This window comes from Candidatus Pelagibacter sp. HIMB1517, from assembly GCF_052047895.1.
In the GTDB taxonomy this organism is placed as follows: domain Bacteria; phylum Pseudomonadota; class Alphaproteobacteria; order Pelagibacterales; family Pelagibacteraceae; genus HIMB114.
Genome location: NZ_JBNAIW010000001.1, coordinates 47,287 through 63,670, shown reverse-complemented (window position 1 = coordinate 63,670; position 16,384 = coordinate 47,287). Strand labels below are relative to the sequence as shown.

Below are 16,384 nucleotides of genomic sequence, written 5' to 3'. Positions count from 1 at the left end.
AGCTATAAATTTAGAACAAACAAAATCACTTTAATTTTTTGTGATTCTATCAAAATATTAAAAATTTGTTAAAATTTTTCATTTTTCCTTAGTTTTTTGTCATTATTATTAAAAATTAATAGTTATTTAGTAAATAAATATTTACTAAAATACAATGACATAGTTATTTTAATGATATAATAACCACTCCTCATGTCAAAAATGTTAAAATTTGTAGACCTAAAAAGAGAAACGCCTGAGAAAATAGATTCAAGTGAAAGAAAAGAAAATTTTTTAGAAATTTATAAAGAGTTTATTAATAATAAAGCAAAGGAGCAGGCTAGCAGATGTTCTCAATGTGGCACTCCGTTCTGCCAAGTCCACTGTCCTTTACAAAATAATATTCCAGATTGGTTAAAATTGACCGCAGAGGGAAGATTGAGAGATGCTTATGAAATTTCATCAGCAACTAATTCAATGCCAGAAGTTTGCGGCAGTATATGTCCTCAAGATCGTTTATGTGAAGGTAACTGTGTTATAGAACAGTCAGGACATGGTACGGTAACAATTGGAGCTGTAGAAAAATTTATAACTAATACAGCGTGGGAGAATGGTTGGGTTGAACCAATAAAGCCATTAAATGAGATAAAGCAATCTGTCGGAATAATTGGAGCAGGACCAGCGGGTATTGCTGCCGCCATGGAGTTAAGAAAAGAAGGTTATCAAGTTACGATTTACGATCGATATGATCGAGCTGGTGGATTACTTATTTATGGTATTCCAAATTTTAAATTAGATAAATCAGTAGTTTTAAGAAGAACAAAACTTTTAGAAGATAGCAATATTAAAATTATTAATAATTTTGAAGTTGGTAAAGATTCTACGTTAAAAAAGTTGAAAGAAAAACATGATGCTATCTTGATTGCAACTGGAGTTTATAAAGCAAGACAGATCGAAACTCCTGGATCAAATCTAAAAAACATTTTCCCTGCAATGGATTTTTTAACAGCATCAAATAAAAAAGGTTTGGGGGATGAAGTAAAGGATTTTGATAATGGCACATTAAATGCTGAAGGAAAAAATGTTATCGTTGTGGGCGGTGGTGATACAGCAATGGATTGTGTTAGAACTGCAGTCAGACAAAAAGCAAAATCTGTTTCGTGTTTATATAGAAGAGATAAAGCGAATATGCCAGGATCTGCTAGAGAGGTTGCTAATGCTGAAGAAGAGGGAGTTAACTTTATTTGGTTATCGAGTCCAAAATTATTTGAAGGAAAAAATAATGTAGAAAAAGTAATAATAAATAAGATGAGACTTGGTGAGCCAGACTCATCTGGTAGACAATCACCAAAAATTATAGATGGAGCGGAAGAGACACTTGATGCAGATTTAGTCATTGAAGCTCTTGGTTTTGAACCTGAAGAAATACCAAAATTGTTTGGTGAACCAGATTTAGAAGTTACTAAATGGGGTACAATTAAAACAGATTTAAAAACTTTAAAAACAAATATTAGAGGAATTTTTGCTGCAGGAGATATTGTGCGCGGTGCCTCTTTAGTAGTTTGGGCAATTAGAGACGGAAGAGATGCGGCAATAGGAATAAGCGAATATTTAAAATCAATTTCACAAAAGAAAAAAAATAAGGCGGCGTAGTGACTGTTAAAAATTATTTATCAAATAAAAACAAATTAGAATCGTCAAACATAAAAATAGAAGATCATGATGCTTGCGGTGTTGGCTTTGTTGCTTCTATGACTGGAAAACCTAAGCGTGAAGTTGTTGAAAATGGTATAGAGGCATTAAAAGCAGTTTGGCATAGAGGTGCGGTTGATGCTGACGGCAAAACTGGAGATGGTGCTGGAATTCATATTGAATTTAGTAGAGATTTTTTTAAAGAAAAAATCAATGTTACAGGTCACGATGTTAATGATGATCAAGAAATTTGCCTCGGTATGGTTTTTTTACCCAGAACCAACTATTCAGCTCAAGAAAGATGCAGAACGCTTATAGAGCAAGAACTTTTAAATAATGATTTTTATATTTTTGGATGGAGACAGGTTCCTGTAAATCCAAAAGTTTTAGGTCAAAAAGCTAATGATACAAGGCCTGAAATTGAACAGATTATTTTTGCATGTGAAAAAAAATATGATTTTCAAGATTTAGAAAGAAAGCTTTTTGCAATTAGAAAAAAAATTGAAAATAATGCCGCAAAAGAACAGTTAAATGATTTTTATATTTGTTCATTAAGTTCAAAATCAGTCATTTATAAAGGGATGTTTTTGGCCGAAAATATTGCTGATTTTTATCCAGACTTATTAGATCAAAGATTTGCTTCGCGTTTTGCAATTTTTCATCAAAGGTTTTCGACAAACACTTTTCCTTCATGGGAGCTTGCTCAACCATTTAGAGTCATTGCTCATAACGGAGAGATCAATACTCTAAAGGGAAATGTTAATTGGATGAAAACACATGAAGCTGGAATGGATAGTAACCTTTTTGAAAACATTGAAGATATAAAACCAATTATTAAAGCAAATAATTCCGACACAGCATCATTAGACGCGGCATTTGAATTGTTGGTAAGGGGAGGAAGAGATCTCCCGATTGCTAAAATGATGTTGATACCTGAGGCTTGGTCTAAAAAAAGTAAAATAATATCTAAATTACATCGAGATATGTATAACTATTTGAATTCAGTTATTGAGCCATGGGATGGCCCAGCGGCAGTTGCAGCTTTTGATGGCCGTTGGATTGTTGCCGCTTCTGATAGAAATGGTTTAAGACCTCTTCGTTATACAATCACTAAAGATAAAATGTTGTTTGCTGGTTCAGAAACTGGAATGGTTCATGTTGCTGAAGATAATATTCAATACAGAGGAAGGGTTGGTCCAGGCCAAATGATTTCTTTAGATTTAGATAAAGGAAAATATTTTAATGATAAAAAAACTAAAGATCATTTAGCATCTAATCCAGTTTATAAAGAGTTTGCATCTAATCATATTGAATTAACAAAAAATTTTAAAAATTTAAAAGAAAAAAATATCTACGAAGGTCAAGAGCTCAGGCAAAGGCAATTTCTTTCAGGTTTAAGTATAGAGGATTTAGAAATCATTCTTCATCCAATGATTGAAGACGCAAAAGAAGCAGTTGGATCCATGGGTGATGATACACCTATTGCAGTTTTATCAAGTAAGTACAGGCCATTATCTCATTTTTTTAGACAAAACTTTAGTCAAGTTACCAATCCTCCAATAGACTCTCTTAGAGAAAATAGAGTTATGTCACTTAATACAAGACTTGGTAATTTAGAGAATATTCTTGATGACAAATTAACAAAACAAAAAAGCTATTTACTTGATAGTCCGGTTTTAACAAATACTCAGTTTAAAAAATTAAACGATACATTTGAAAAAGAAATAAAAACTATCGATTTAACATATGAAACTAATGAAAAAAATAATTTAAAAAATCAATTAGATAGAATTAGATCTGAAGCAGAGGAGTTTGTTAGAGGCGGAGCAAAACATCTAGTAATAAGTGATGAAAATGTATCTAAAAGTAGAATTTCTATACCAGTAATTTTAGCTCAAGGAGCAGTGCAATCTTATTTAACAAATTTAGGAATCAGAAAGTTTGTTTCTATTCACGTAAAATCATCCGAATGTTTAGACACGCATTATTTTGCAGTTTTAATTGGAGCAGGTGCTACTACTGTTAATCCTTATTTAACAATAGACTCAATTTATCAAAGATTTGAAAAAGGTTTATTTGGAAAATTAAGCTTTGATGAATGCGTTCAAAGATATGTAAAGGCCATTAATGACGGTTTATTAAAGATTATGTCCAAGATGGGAATTTCAGTTATTAGTTCGTATCGTGGTGGACTCAATTTTCAATCATTAGGATTAAGCCGTTCATTAGTTTCTGAATACTTTCCAGGTCTTGAATCCAGAATTTCAGGTATTGGAATTTTAGGTATTGAAAGTATGATTAAAAAACATCATGAAAAAGCATTTAGAGAAAATATAATTTCTTTACCAATCGGAGGTATTTATAAGTACCGTCATGGTGGTGAAACGCATGGTTATCAAGCCAAGACAATGCATTTGCTTCAAAGCGCAGTTACAAACGACTCTTTTGATACTTACAAGAAATACTCAAAGTTAATTCATGATATGCCACCAATACATTTGAGAGATTTGTTAGGATTCAAATCTAAGAAAAAAAAAATATCTTTAGAAGAAGTTGAATCTGTTACTGAAATTAGAAAAAGATTTGGGACAGGAAGTATGTCAATGGGTGCCCTATCAAAAGAAGCTCATGAAACTTTAGCTATTGCGATGAACAGAATAGGTGGTGCTTCCTGCAGCGGAGAAGGTGGTGAGGATGAAGAACGATTTGTGCCTAGGGCAAACGGTGATAATGCAAACTCAAGAGTAAAGCAAGTTGCATCAGGAAGATTTGGTGTTACAGCAAAATATTTAAATCATTGTAATGAAATTGAAATTAAAGTGGCACAAGGTGCAAAGCCCGGTGAAGGTGGACAGCTACCAGGTTTTAAAGTTTCAAAATATATTTCAAAACTAAGACATTCAACTCCTGGAGTAACTTTGGTTTCACCTCCTCCTCATCATGATATTTACTCTATCGAAGATCTGGCTCAATTGATTTATGACCTTAAACAAATTAATCCAAAAGCTAGAGTTGGAGTAAAGTTAGTAGCTTCAACTGGTGTAGGGACAGTAGCGGCAGGAGTTGCAAAAGCTAAAGCAGATATAATTTTAATTAGTGGCCATAACGGTGGATCAGGAGCAACACCACAAACCAGCGTAAAGTACGTAGGCTTACCATGGGAAATGGGTTTGACGGAAACAAATCAAATTTTAACAATGAATAATTTGAGACATAAAGTTGTATTAAGAACAGATGGAAGCATTAAAACTGGAAGAGATGTTGTTATGGCGGCGATGATGGGCGCTGATGAATTTGGTATAGCAACAACTAGTTTGATAGCCATGGGATGTATTATGGTTAGACAATGTCATTCTGATACATGTCCAGTTGGAATATGCACTCAAAGAGAAGACTTGAGAAATAAATTTGTTGGTACCCCAGAAAAAGTAGTTAATTTATTTACCTTTGTTGCTGAAGAAGTCAGAGAAATTTTAGCTGAGCTAGGATTTAAATCTTTAAATGAAGTTATAGGAAGAACAGATTTATTAACCCAAATTTCTAAAGGATCATCTAATTTAGATGATTTAGATTTTAATCCCCTTTTAGTTCAAGCCGACCCAGGTGATAACCCAAGGTACTGTAAAGACAAAATTAGAAATGAAGTTCCAAATACACTTGATGAAAAAATTATTAATGATGTATTGCCATTAATTCAAAGTGGTCAGAATGTTGAGTTAAGTTATAATATTAAAAATACAGACCGAACTGTAGGAGCAAGACTATCTTCAACCTTAGTAACAGATTTTAAAGATAAATCCTTTAATGAAAATCAAATTAATATTAAACTGAGGGGATCAGCTGGACAATCGTTAGGGGCTTTCATAGTCAAAGGTATAAATCTTGAAGTTATTGGTGACTGCAATGACTATGTTGGAAAAGGTCTTTCTGGTGGAACAATTATCGTTAGACCAGCTAGGGTTACAGAAATTGAAACAGAGAAAAATACAATTATAGGTAATACAGTTTTATATGGAGCGACAAGTGGAAAGTTATTTGCTTCGGGACAGGCGGGTGAAAGATTTGCGGTAAGAAATTCAGGAGCAACCGCAGTAGTCGAAGGTTGTGGTACGAATGGTTGTGAGTATATGACGGGTGGTACAACAGTATTTTTAGGAGATGTTGGAGATAACTTTGCAGCAGGTATGACAGGTGGAATGGCTTTTATTTTTGATCCAGATTCTAAACTAGAAAATTTAATAAATCCAAATAGTGTAACATACAATAAAGTAGAGACTGATTATTGGAAAAGTTATTTAAAAAATTTAGTTGAGCAACATGCCAAATTTACTAAGTCAAAATATTCTCAGAAAATTTTATATGAATGGGATGTAAATGTTAATCATTTTATTCAAGTTTGTCCTTTAGAAATGTTAGATAAATTAGATAATCCAATAAGTAATAAATCTTTAAGGCAAAAAGCTAGTTAATTTTAGATTTAGCAATTTCAATCAACTCTTTTCCTATTCTTTTAAGATCATGTGACGACGAAAGGCTGTGATCACCTTTTTCTTGCAACAAGATTAAACTATCTTTTGAATATAAGGTTTTTGATAATTTATAAGAGTATTCTACTGGAACTACATTATCTTTTAATCCATGAAAAAACCTTAACGGGAAATTACAATTTTTTTTTAAATGTAAAATTAAATTTTTTTTACCACCATCGATCAAAGACTTACCTATTGGATAATAACTGTTATAATCACTTTTCAGTTTATAAATTTTTCCAGAGCTGATGATCTGCTTTGCTTTTTTTGAAAAAGTGTTCCACATTAAGTATTTTGTAAAATCAGGAGCAGCTGATACTCCAATAAAACCAATTATATTTTTGAGTTTCCATATAAGTTTGGCACCAACCCACCCCCCACATGATGAACCAATAATAATTATTTTTTTATTTTTTAGTTTTGAATTTGTAATTTCCTTTGCTTCTAAGATCCAATCATGAATTCCTTGCTTTTCAAAAGTACCAGAAGACTTGCCATGGCCTGAAAAATCAAATGCCAAAAAGTTTAATCTTTTTTTTTTGCATAATGATTTTATGAATTTTACTTTTTTTCCAGAAATATCCGACATCAAGCCATGAAGAAATAATACCCCAACTTTACTTTTGGCTTTTAAAAAGGCGAAATGAATTGATTGTTTATTTGAGGTTAAAAAATAATTTTTTTTGTTTTTCATTTTAATCAGGATATAGTTATAAAATCTTTTAAATGAGCGCAAATATAAGGTTACTTCAAATCATACCAAATATGGATATCGGTGGAGCCGAAACTGGTTGCTTGCATGTAGCAGATCATATTTCTAAACAAAGCGGTTTTTCAGCAATTTTAACAAGTGGTGGTAAATTATTAGATCTTATTGATCGTGACAAAATTAAAATATTTAAATGGCCAATAAATAAAAATATTTTTTTTATTTTTTTTAATATTTTTTATATTTTTTTAAAAATCAAAATTTACAAAATAAACATTGTGCACGCAAGAAGTCGTGCTCCAGCATGGTCTGCATATTTTGCTTCAAAATTAGCCAATGTTAAATTTGTTACTACTTTTCATGGAACATATAACTTTAAATCAAAACTAAAAAAATTTTATAATTCAATTATGGTAAAATCAGATCATGTCATTGCAGGATCAGAGTTTATTTTAAATCATATTCACACCAATTATAAAGTTAAGGCAAAATCTTCTGTAGTCAAAAGAGGGATAGACGAAAAATATTTTTCAAAAAAAAATGTTACCGAAGAAGAAATTAAAAAATTAAAAGATCTAATGAAAATTAGTGGAGAAAAATTTATAATTTTACTGCCTGGTAGATTAACATATTGGAAAGGTCAAAAATTATTTATTGAGGCGTTAAATATTTTAAATAATCAAAATTTGTTAGAAAACGTATATTCATTAATCATCGGAGGGCATCAAGGAAGAATTCAATATAAAGAAGAATTAATTCAGTTAGTAAAAAAATATAATTTAGAAAACAAATTAAAAATTGCACATGGTTTAAATAAAATGCCAGTTGCATACTCTATTTCTAATTTAGTTTTATCAAGCTCAATTGAACCTGAGGCCTTTGGAAGAATAAGTGTTGAGGCTCAATCTATGGAAAAACCGGTATTAGCTAGTGATATTGGCGGTTCGCTCGAAACAGTTATTAATAATAAAACTGGTTGGTTGTTTAAAAACAATGATTCTGAAGATTTAGCAGAAAAAATTAAAATGATTATGAAAACTGAGCAGAATGTTCTCGATTTAATTGGGAGACAGGGTAGAAAAAATGTTAAAGAAAACTATACAAGAGACCTTATGGTATCAAGAACACTAGAAATATATAAATCATTAGTTTATTAGTCATAAGAAATATGGTTTCAATTACTCTTCCAGATGGAAATATCAAAAAATATAATTCAGCAGTAACGGGTGCTCAGATCGCAAAAGATATTGCTCCATCATTATTAAAAAAAGCATTAGTCGTTGAAGTTGATGGTGAATTTAAAGATTTAGAAGTTGAAATAAGCAAAGATTCAAAAGTTAAAATTATTACAATGAATGATGATTATGCCTTGGAGTTAATTCGTCATGACTCTGCACATTGTATGGCAATGGCTGTTCAAGAACTTTTTCCAGGTACACAAGTAACAATCGGTCCAGTGATTGAAAACGGCTTTTATTATGATTTCGCAAGAGATGAACCTTTTAGTGACAGCGACTTGGAAAAAATTGAAAAAAAAATGAATGAAATCATAGATAAAGATCCCAAAACAACAAGAGAGGTTTGGGACAGAGATAAAGCAATACAACATTTTAAAAAAATTGGAGAAAACTATAAAGCTGAAATCATTGAGAGCATTCCTAAAGGAGAAGAATTATCAATTTACTTTCACGGTGACTGGCATGATTTATGTAGAGGTCCACACTTACCAAGTCTTGGAAGGATAGGGAAAGCTTTTAAATTAATGAAAGTTGCCGGAGCTTATTGGAGGGGAGACTCTAATAATAAGATGCTTCAAAGAATCTACGGAACATGCTGGAGGACAAAGAAAGATCTTGATGAATATTTGCATCGTATTGAAGAGGCTGAAAAAAGAGATCATAGAAAATTGGGAAAAGCATTAGATTTATTTCATTTTCAAGAAGAAAGTCCTGGTGCAGTTTTTTGGCACCAAAAAGGATGGAGCCTGTTTCAGTCACTAGTGAAATTTATGAGAGATAAGCAAACTGATGCAGGTTATTTAGAAGTTAATACACCAGAGATGTTGGATAAAACATTATGGGAAAAATCAGGCCACTGGGAAAAGTTTCAAGAACATATGTATACTACAGATGCAGATGAGAAAACTTTTGCAATAAAACCAATGAATTGCCCAGGTCATGTTCAAGTTTTTAACCAAGGATTAAAAAGTTATAAAGATTTACCACTTAAAATATCTGAATTTGGAAAAGTTCATAGATATGAACCTTCAGGTGCATTACACGGATTAATGAGAGTTAGAGCATTTACCCAAGATGATGCTCATATATTTTGCACTGAAGAACAAATTACCGAGGAGTCTTTAAAAGTAACGAATTTAATTTTAGATATTTATAAATCATTCGGTTTTGAAAATGTGAAACTTAAATTTTCAGATCGGCCTGAGAAAAGAGTTGGTGATGATAAAATTTGGGATAAAAGTGAAAAAGCTTTACTAGATGCAATTAAGACCAGCGGATTAAAATACGAAATCAACAAAGGCGAAGGTGCTTTTTATGGTCCGAAAATTGAATTTGTATTAATAGATGCAATTGGACGTGACTGGCAATGTGGAACTTTACAAGTTGATTTTAATCTTCCTGGAAGATTAGGTGCTTCGTATGTTGCAAATGATGGATCAAAAAAAATACCAGTTATGTTACATAGAGCAATGTTTGGATCTCTTGAGAGGTTTATTGGAATTTTAATAGAGCATCATGCAGGAAAATTTCCTTTTTGGTTGTCACCAGAACAAGTTGCGGTATTGCCAATAAGCAACGAACAAAATGATTATGCAAGCAAGGTAAAGTTGTTACTTGAAAAAAAAGGATTAAGGTCTATTATTGATAATAGAAATGAAAAAATTAATTATAAAATTCGAGAACATTCAGTATCGAAAATTCCAGTTTTAATGATCTGCGGCGCTAAAGAAGTTCAAAATAATACAATTACTATAAGAAGACTAGGACAAACAAACCAACAAACAGTTAGCCTTGAAGAAGCTGTAAATAATTTGTCACTAGAGTCTAATACTCCATCTATTTAATGCATCAAATTACTTATTTTAATTAATGAAGGGTCCAAGAGTTAATAACAAGATCCGAGCATCTGAAGTGCAACTTATCACAGATGATGGCGATAACATAGGTGTTGTTCCGATTGGAGAAGCTTTAGATCGTGCCAAGGAAGTTGGCTTAGATTTAATTGAAGTCGCTCCAAATGCAAAGCCTCCAGTATGTAAGATTATTGATTATGGAAAATATAAATATGAAATTCAAAAAAAAGCTAGTCAAGCAAAGAAAAAACAAAAAGTTATCACATTAAAGGAGTTAAAATTAAGACCAAGCACTGACAAACATGATTATGACTTCAAAATGAAAAATGCTAAGAAATTTATTTCCAAAGGAGATAAAGTTAAATTTACAATTCGCTTTAAGGGTCGTGAAATGGATTACATGAAGGCTGCATATGATTTAGTTGATAAAATTATTGAGGATACAAAGGATATCTCAAAAGTTGAGCAAAAGGCCAAGATGGAAGGTAGACAAATGACCATGATTATCCAGCCAAATTAAGCTATTATTGTTATTGTCATTACACCTTTTTTTAGTATAACCACCCTCGATATGGCCAAACTAAAGACTAAGAGTTCTGCAAAAAAAAGATTTAAGATTACAGCTAAGGGCAAAGTAAAATCTGCTCAAGCTGGAAAAAGACATGGAATGATCAAAAGAACAAATTCACAAATCAGAAAATTAAGAGGCACTACAGTTTTATCAAAACAGGACGCAAAGATTATTAAATCCTATATGCCTAACAGTTTAAGAGGATAATATGGCAAGAGTTAAAAGAGGAAAAACAAGTAAAGCAAAACATAAAAAAGTTTTAAAAGCTGCAAAAGGTTATTGGGGCAGAAGAAAAAATACAATAAGAGTAGCTAAGCAAGCAGTTGAGAAAGCTATGCAATATGCCTACAGAGACAGAAGAAGAAATAAAAGAAATTTTAGGTCATTATGGATACAAAGAATTAATGCCGGTGTAAGAGCTGAAGGTCTAACTTATTCTAAATTCATAAATGGTTTAACAAAATCAAAAATTAACATTGATAGAAAAGTATTAGCAGATATCGCTTATAATAATCCAGAGACTTTTAAATCTATTGTAAAAAAGGTACAATCGCATTTAAATTAAATATTTAAATGTTAGATCTTAAAAACTTATCCTCAGAGATAAATTTAAAAATTCAGCAAGTTAAAGACCGAGAAACTTTAGAGTCTTTAAAAACTCTTTATTTAGGAAAAAAGGGTATCATTACAGAAGCATTCAAAAGCATGGGCAAGATTGATGCTGATGAGAGAAAAAATTTTGCATCAGAACTAAATATAATAAAATCAAATTTACTAGATCAAATCAATTCACATCAATCTAAAATTGAGCTTAAAGAAATAGAAGAAAAACTAAACTCAGAAGAAATAGATATTACACTTCCGACAAAAGAAATTAAAAAGGGAAAAATACATCCTGTGTCACAAGTAATTGATGAGCTGACATGTATATTTGCTGAAATAGGATTTTCTGTGGCAGAAGGTCCTGATATTGAAAATGAATTTAATAATTTTACTGCACTTAACACTCCTGAACATCATCCTGCTAGAGATATGCATGATACTTTTTATTTAGATAAGGATAAAAAAACTTTGTTACGAACTCATACATCACCTGTTCAGATTCGAACAATGTTAAATAATAAACCACCTATAAAAATTATTGCGCCAGGGAGAACCTATAGATGTGATAGTGATATGACGCATACACCTATGTTTCATCAGTTAGAAGGCTTACATATCGGTAAAGATATTAATATGGGACACTTAAAAGGTTGTTTAGATTTTTTTTTAAAAAAGTTTTTTGAAGATGAAAACCTTGAGATGAGATTCAGACCTAGCCATTTTCCATTCACTGAACCAAGCGTTGAGGTAGACATAAGTTACAAACTTGAAAATAATAAAATTGTTGTAGGAAAGGGAGATAAGTGGCTAGAAGTTTTAGGCTGCGGGATGGTTCATCCAAATGTTTTAAAAAATGTTAAGATCGATCCAAAAAAATTTCAAGGTTATGCTTTTGGAGTAGGTATTGATCGTCTCGCAATGTTGAAATATGGAATTACGGATTTGAGATCATTTTTTGAAGGTGATTTAAGATGGTCTAACCATTATGGTTTTGATGCAAACGATGTTCCAACAAATTATAGAGGGTTGAGTAAATGAAATTAACTCTTTCTTGGTTAAAGAAACATTTAAACACTAAAGCTTCAATAGATCAGATTGTAGGTGCATTAACTAATATCGGTCTAGAAGTAGAAGAGGTTATAGAGGAAAATAAAAATTTAGAACTTTTTAAAATCGCAAAAATTTTAAAAGCTGAAAAACATCCTAATGCTGACAAACTAAAAATTTGTGACGTCGATATTGGAAAAAAAATTGAAAAAGTAGTTTGTGGAGCAACTAATGCTAGAGAGGGATTGCTAACAGTGTATGCGCCTCCCGGTGCAGTCATTCCAAAAAATGGAATGAAGCTAGTCGTGGCAAAAATAAGAGGAGTTGAGTCAAAAGGTATGCTTTGTTCTGAAAGTGAATTAGGGGTATCAAATGAAAGTGACGGGATTACAGAGATACTAGATAAAAAAGTTGGTGAAAAATTTTTCAAAAATACCGAAGAGGTTATAGATATTTCAATTACACCAAACCGTTCAGATTGCTTAGGTGTTAGAGGAATTGCTAGAGATCTAAGCGCTTATGGTCTTGGAAAAATAATTGAAGAAAAAAAAATTAATTTAAAACAAAAATCAAAAGAAGTAATCAAAGTTGAAATTAAAAAAAATTCTGGATGTAATACATTTGGATCTCTATTTATTGAAGATGTAAACAATTGTGAGAGTCCTGAATGGTTAAAAAAAGATTTAGAGTCATTTGGTTTAAAACCAATTTCAGCAATTGTTGATGTAACAAATTATGTAATGTTTGATCTTAATCGACCAATGCATGCATATGATGCAGATAAGCTTGATGGAAATATAATTGTTAGAGAAGCAACAAATGGTGAAAGCTTCGATGCTTTGGACGAAAAAAAATATAAAATTCCAAATGGTGCATGTTTAATCACTGATAAAAATAAAATTTTAGGTCTAGGCGGTGTTATTGGAGGTCAGTCAAGTGCTATTAATTTAAATACAAAAAATATAGTTCTAGAAGCCGCAGCATTTGACCCAATAAAAATTGCAAGAGTATCTAAACAATTAGGAATTATTACTGACGCAAAATTTAGATTCGAAAGAGGAGTTGATCCAAATTCAATTGAAGCTGGCTTAAAATTAGCAGCAAAATTAATTCAGGATATTTGTGGAGGAAAAATTTCAAAAATAAATATCTTTGGTGGTACAAAAAATAAAAATAAAAAAATTAAATTTGATATTAATGATTTTGAAAAATTAATTGGTTTTTCTATCAAAGTTAAAGACTGTCAAAAAATTTTAGAAAGATTAGGTTTTAAGATTAAGGCAAAAAAAAATGTTTTAGATATTGAAGTTCCTAGTTGGAGACCTGATGTAAGCCAAGGGGCAGATATAATTGAGGAAGTTTTAAGAATTAAAGGATTAGATAAAATTCAATCTACGCCTCCAAAATTAAATGAGAAAAAGTCAATATTAAATTATCATCAAAAATTATTTCATCTAGTTCAAAGATCATTTGCAAGTAGAGGATTTTTTGAAACCATAAGTTGGTCTTTTACTAGCAGTAAGTTTAATCAATATTATTCTGATCAAACAATAAAAATCACAAATCCAATTTCATCAGATTTAGATGCATTAAGAAGTTCAAATTTTGTAAATTTAATACTACAGGCAAAATTAAACTTAGATAGATCGAATTTAAATTTACAAATGTTTGAAGTTGGCCCAGTATTTAAAGAAGATTTAACTCAAGAAACAATTGCATCTGGAATTTTAGTTGGAAAAAAAACCAGTTCGACTTGGATTAATAATGATGAGGAATTTAATGCAATTGATGCAAAAGAACATTTATATTTTATTTTAAGCGATTTAGGTTTGTCACTAGACAATCTAGTTGTAGAAAAAAGTGAAAAAAATTATTACCACCCAGGCCAGTCTGCTGATGTTTTTATAGGTAATAAACAAGGTCCAAAAGTAGCAAGCTTTGGAACAATTCATCCTTTAATTTTACAAAAAATGGATATTCAAAAATCAAATATTATAGGTCTTGAGGTTTATCTTGATAATTTCATTGAGCCAAAAAGACCATTAAGAGTTTCAAAGAAACAACTTAAAAAATACGACTTTCAAATTGTTGAAAGAGATTTTGCATTTATTTTAGATAAAAAAGTTAGAGCTGGAGATTTATTGTCCTTAATTAAAAAGACAGATCAGTTAATTAAATCTGTTAAAGTATTTGATCTCTATGAAGGAGAAAAAATTGATTCAGATAAAAAATCTATAGCTATTAAAGTTCTATTTGAGCCAACTGATAAAACGTTAAATGATAAAGAAATTGATGAATTATCTGAAAAAATTATTTCAGCTGCTAAAAGCTTAGGTGGTTCATTAAGATCTCAATGACAGATATCAGTCTAATCAGAAATTTTTCAATCGTAGCTCATATTGATCATGGGAAATCCACACTTGCAGATCGATTAATACAAACTTGTGGTGGCTTAACTGATAGAGAAATGAAAGAGCAGGTTCTAGACTCAATGGAGATTGAAAGAGAGCGAGGTATTACAATTAAAGCTCAGACTGTAAGATTAAAATATAAACACAAAGATGGAAAAGAGTATATTTTAAATATCATAGATACGCCTGGACATGTTGATTTTAGCTATGAGGTAAATAGGTCTCTAGCAGCATGTGAAGGATCATTGTTAGTAGTTGATAGTACACAGGGAGTCGAGGCTCAAACGTTGGCAAATGTTTACCAAGCATTAGATAATAATCATGAAATTATTACAGTTTTAAATAAATCAGATTTACCCGCTTCAGAACCAGAAAGAGTTAAATCCCAAATAGAAGATGTTATTGGTGTTGATACATCTAATGCAATATTAGCATCTGGGAAAACTGGTGAAGGAGTACATAATATTTTAAATTCTATTGTTGAAAATCTTCCATCACCCAAAGGAAATGAAAATGATAGTCTAAAAGCTTTATTAATTGACAGTTGGTATGACAGTTATTTAGGGGTAGTAATTTTAGTAAGAATAATTGATGGAAAAATTAGAAAGAAAGATCAAATTATTATGATGTCAAATAATTCAAGACATGATGTGGAAAGAGTCGGAATTTTTACTCCAAAGGCAGTCGATATTGATGAAATTGGTCCTGGCGAGATAGGGTTTATTGTTACAGGTATTAAAGATTTATCAGATACCAAGGTAGGAGATACAATCACAACTTTAAAGAATCCAACTACTAAGGCATTAACTGGATTCAAGCCAAGTAAGCCAGTAGTATTCTGTGGTTTATTTCCGATAGATAGTAGTGATTATGGATTGCTAAAAGATAGCTTAGCAAAATTAAAACTAAATGATTCGAGTATAGAATATGAACCCGAAAACTCTTCAGCTCTTGGTCTAGGTTTTAGATGCGGATTTTTAGGCTTGTTACACCTTGAGATAGTAGTTCAAAGGTTGGAAAGGGAGTACAATATTAATTTAATCACCACAACTCCTGGCGTTGTATATAAGTTACAAACAATTGATAACAAAATTACTGACTTACAAAACCCAACTAACATGCCTGAGGCTTCATCAATTAAAACTATTAAGGAGCCATGGATAGTTGCAACAATTATAACACCTGATGAGTATCTGGGGTCAATTATTAAAATTTGTGAGGAAAAAAGAGGTATACAAAAAGACATGAGTTATTCAGGAAACAGAGTAGTTTTGAAATATGATATGCCTTTAAATGAGGTTGTGTTTGATTTTTATGATCGTCTAAAATCTATTACTAGTGGTTATGCAAGTTTCGATTATGAAATAAGTGAATACAAGGATGGTGATTTGATAAAGTTATCAATTTTAGTTAATGATGAGCCTGTAGATGCACTTTCAATGATTATCCATAAAGAATTTGCACAAAAGCAAGGTAGATTAATTTGTGAAAAACTTAAAGATTTAATACCAAGACATCAATTTCAAATACCTGTTCAGGCTGCTATAGGCGGTAAAATTATTGCTAGAGAAACTATTAAAGGTTTCAAGAAGGATGTTTTAACAAAAATTCATGGTGGTGGAGCATTAGATCGAAAAAGGAAATTGCTTGATAAGCAAAAAAAAGGTAAGTCACGAATGAAACAGTTTGGAAAAGTAGAGATACCTCAGGAAGCTTTCATTGGTGTCCTAAAAATTAATAAAGAAAATTAGA

Annotated in this window: 11 protein-coding genes; 10 read left to right on the top strand and 1 reads right to left on the bottom strand. The window is 31.2% G+C overall.

Annotated features, from left to right (window positions below; genetic code table 11):
- Positions 1-192: 192 nt before the first annotated feature.
- Together ACTTAT_RS00310 and gltB are read left to right on the top strand one after the other, a co-directional pair.
- Complete coding sequence (locus ACTTAT_RS00310; protein ID WP_440679049.1) at positions 193-1,632, top strand: NAD(P)-dependent oxidoreductase; 1,440 nt, start codon at positions 193-195, stop codon at positions 1,630-1,632.
- A complete protein-coding gene (gene gltB / locus ACTTAT_RS00305; RefSeq protein ID WP_440679048.1) occupies positions 1,632-6,140 on the top strand; it encodes a glutamate synthase large subunit in 4,509 nt (1,502 codons plus the stop codon). Before ACTTAT_RS00310 ends, gltB begins: the two co-directional genes overlap by 1 nt.
- On the opposite strand, the gene ACTTAT_RS00300 is transcribed toward gltB, so the two are convergent.
- Positions 6,133-6,894 carry an alpha/beta hydrolase gene (locus ACTTAT_RS00300; RefSeq protein WP_440679047.1) on the bottom strand — a complete coding sequence of 254 codons (762 nt, stop codon included), beginning with the start codon at positions 6,892-6,894 and terminating at the stop codon, positions 6,133-6,135. The two genes, gltB and ACTTAT_RS00300, sit on opposite strands and share 8 nt — an antisense overlap.
- A 32-nt stretch (positions 6,895-6,926) precedes the next feature.
- On the opposite strand from ACTTAT_RS00300, the gene ACTTAT_RS00295 reads away from it, so the two are divergent.
- The 8 genes from ACTTAT_RS00295 to lepA are packed head-to-tail and all read left to right on the top strand — an operon-like array spanning position 6,927 to position 16,383.
- The gene (locus tag ACTTAT_RS00295) at positions 6,927-8,066 is read left to right on the top strand and encodes a glycosyltransferase family 4 protein (protein WP_440679046.1); all 1,140 of its coding nucleotides are present in this window, start codon (positions 6,927-6,929) and stop codon (positions 8,064-8,066) included.
- Positions 8,067-8,077: 11 nt separating this feature from the next.
- Entirely contained in the window at positions 8,078-9,991 is a 1,914-nt protein-coding gene (thrS, locus tag ACTTAT_RS00290; RefSeq protein ID WP_440679045.1) for a threonine--tRNA ligase, read from the top strand.
- Between the two features lie 25 nt (positions 9,992-10,016).
- Positions 10,017-10,520 carry a translation initiation factor IF-3 gene (gene infC / locus ACTTAT_RS00285; RefSeq protein WP_009359762.1) on the top strand — a complete coding sequence of 168 codons (504 nt, stop codon included), beginning with the start codon at positions 10,017-10,019 and terminating at the stop codon, positions 10,518-10,520.
- Positions 10,521-10,571: 51 nt separating this feature from the next.
- Positions 10,572-10,778 (top strand): 50S ribosomal protein L35, encoded by a 207-nt coding sequence (gene rpmI / locus ACTTAT_RS00280; protein ID WP_009359763.1) that lies wholly within the window; start codon positions 10,572-10,574, stop codon positions 10,776-10,778.
- Between the two features lies 1 nt (position 10,779).
- Positions 10,780-11,136, top strand: coding sequence for a 50S ribosomal protein L20 (rplT, locus tag ACTTAT_RS00275; RefSeq protein WP_009359764.1), 357 nt, complete (start codon positions 10,780-10,782; stop codon positions 11,134-11,136).
- 8 nt (positions 11,137-11,144) lie between these two features.
- Complete coding sequence (gene pheS / locus ACTTAT_RS00270; protein WP_440679044.1) at positions 11,145-12,212, top strand: phenylalanine--tRNA ligase subunit alpha; 1,068 nt, start codon at positions 11,145-11,147, stop codon at positions 12,210-12,212.
- Positions 12,209-14,578 (top strand): phenylalanine--tRNA ligase subunit beta, encoded by a 2,370-nt coding sequence (gene pheT, locus ACTTAT_RS00265; RefSeq protein ID WP_440679043.1) that lies wholly within the window; start codon positions 12,209-12,211, stop codon positions 14,576-14,578. The genes pheS and pheT overlap by 4 nt, the downstream gene beginning before the upstream one ends.
- Entirely contained in the window at positions 14,575-16,383 is a 1,809-nt protein-coding gene (lepA, locus tag ACTTAT_RS00260) for a translation elongation factor 4 (RefSeq protein ID WP_440679042.1), read from the top strand. The genes pheT and lepA overlap by 4 nt, the downstream gene beginning before the upstream one ends.
- The last annotated feature ends 1 nt before the right edge of the window (position 16,384 follow it).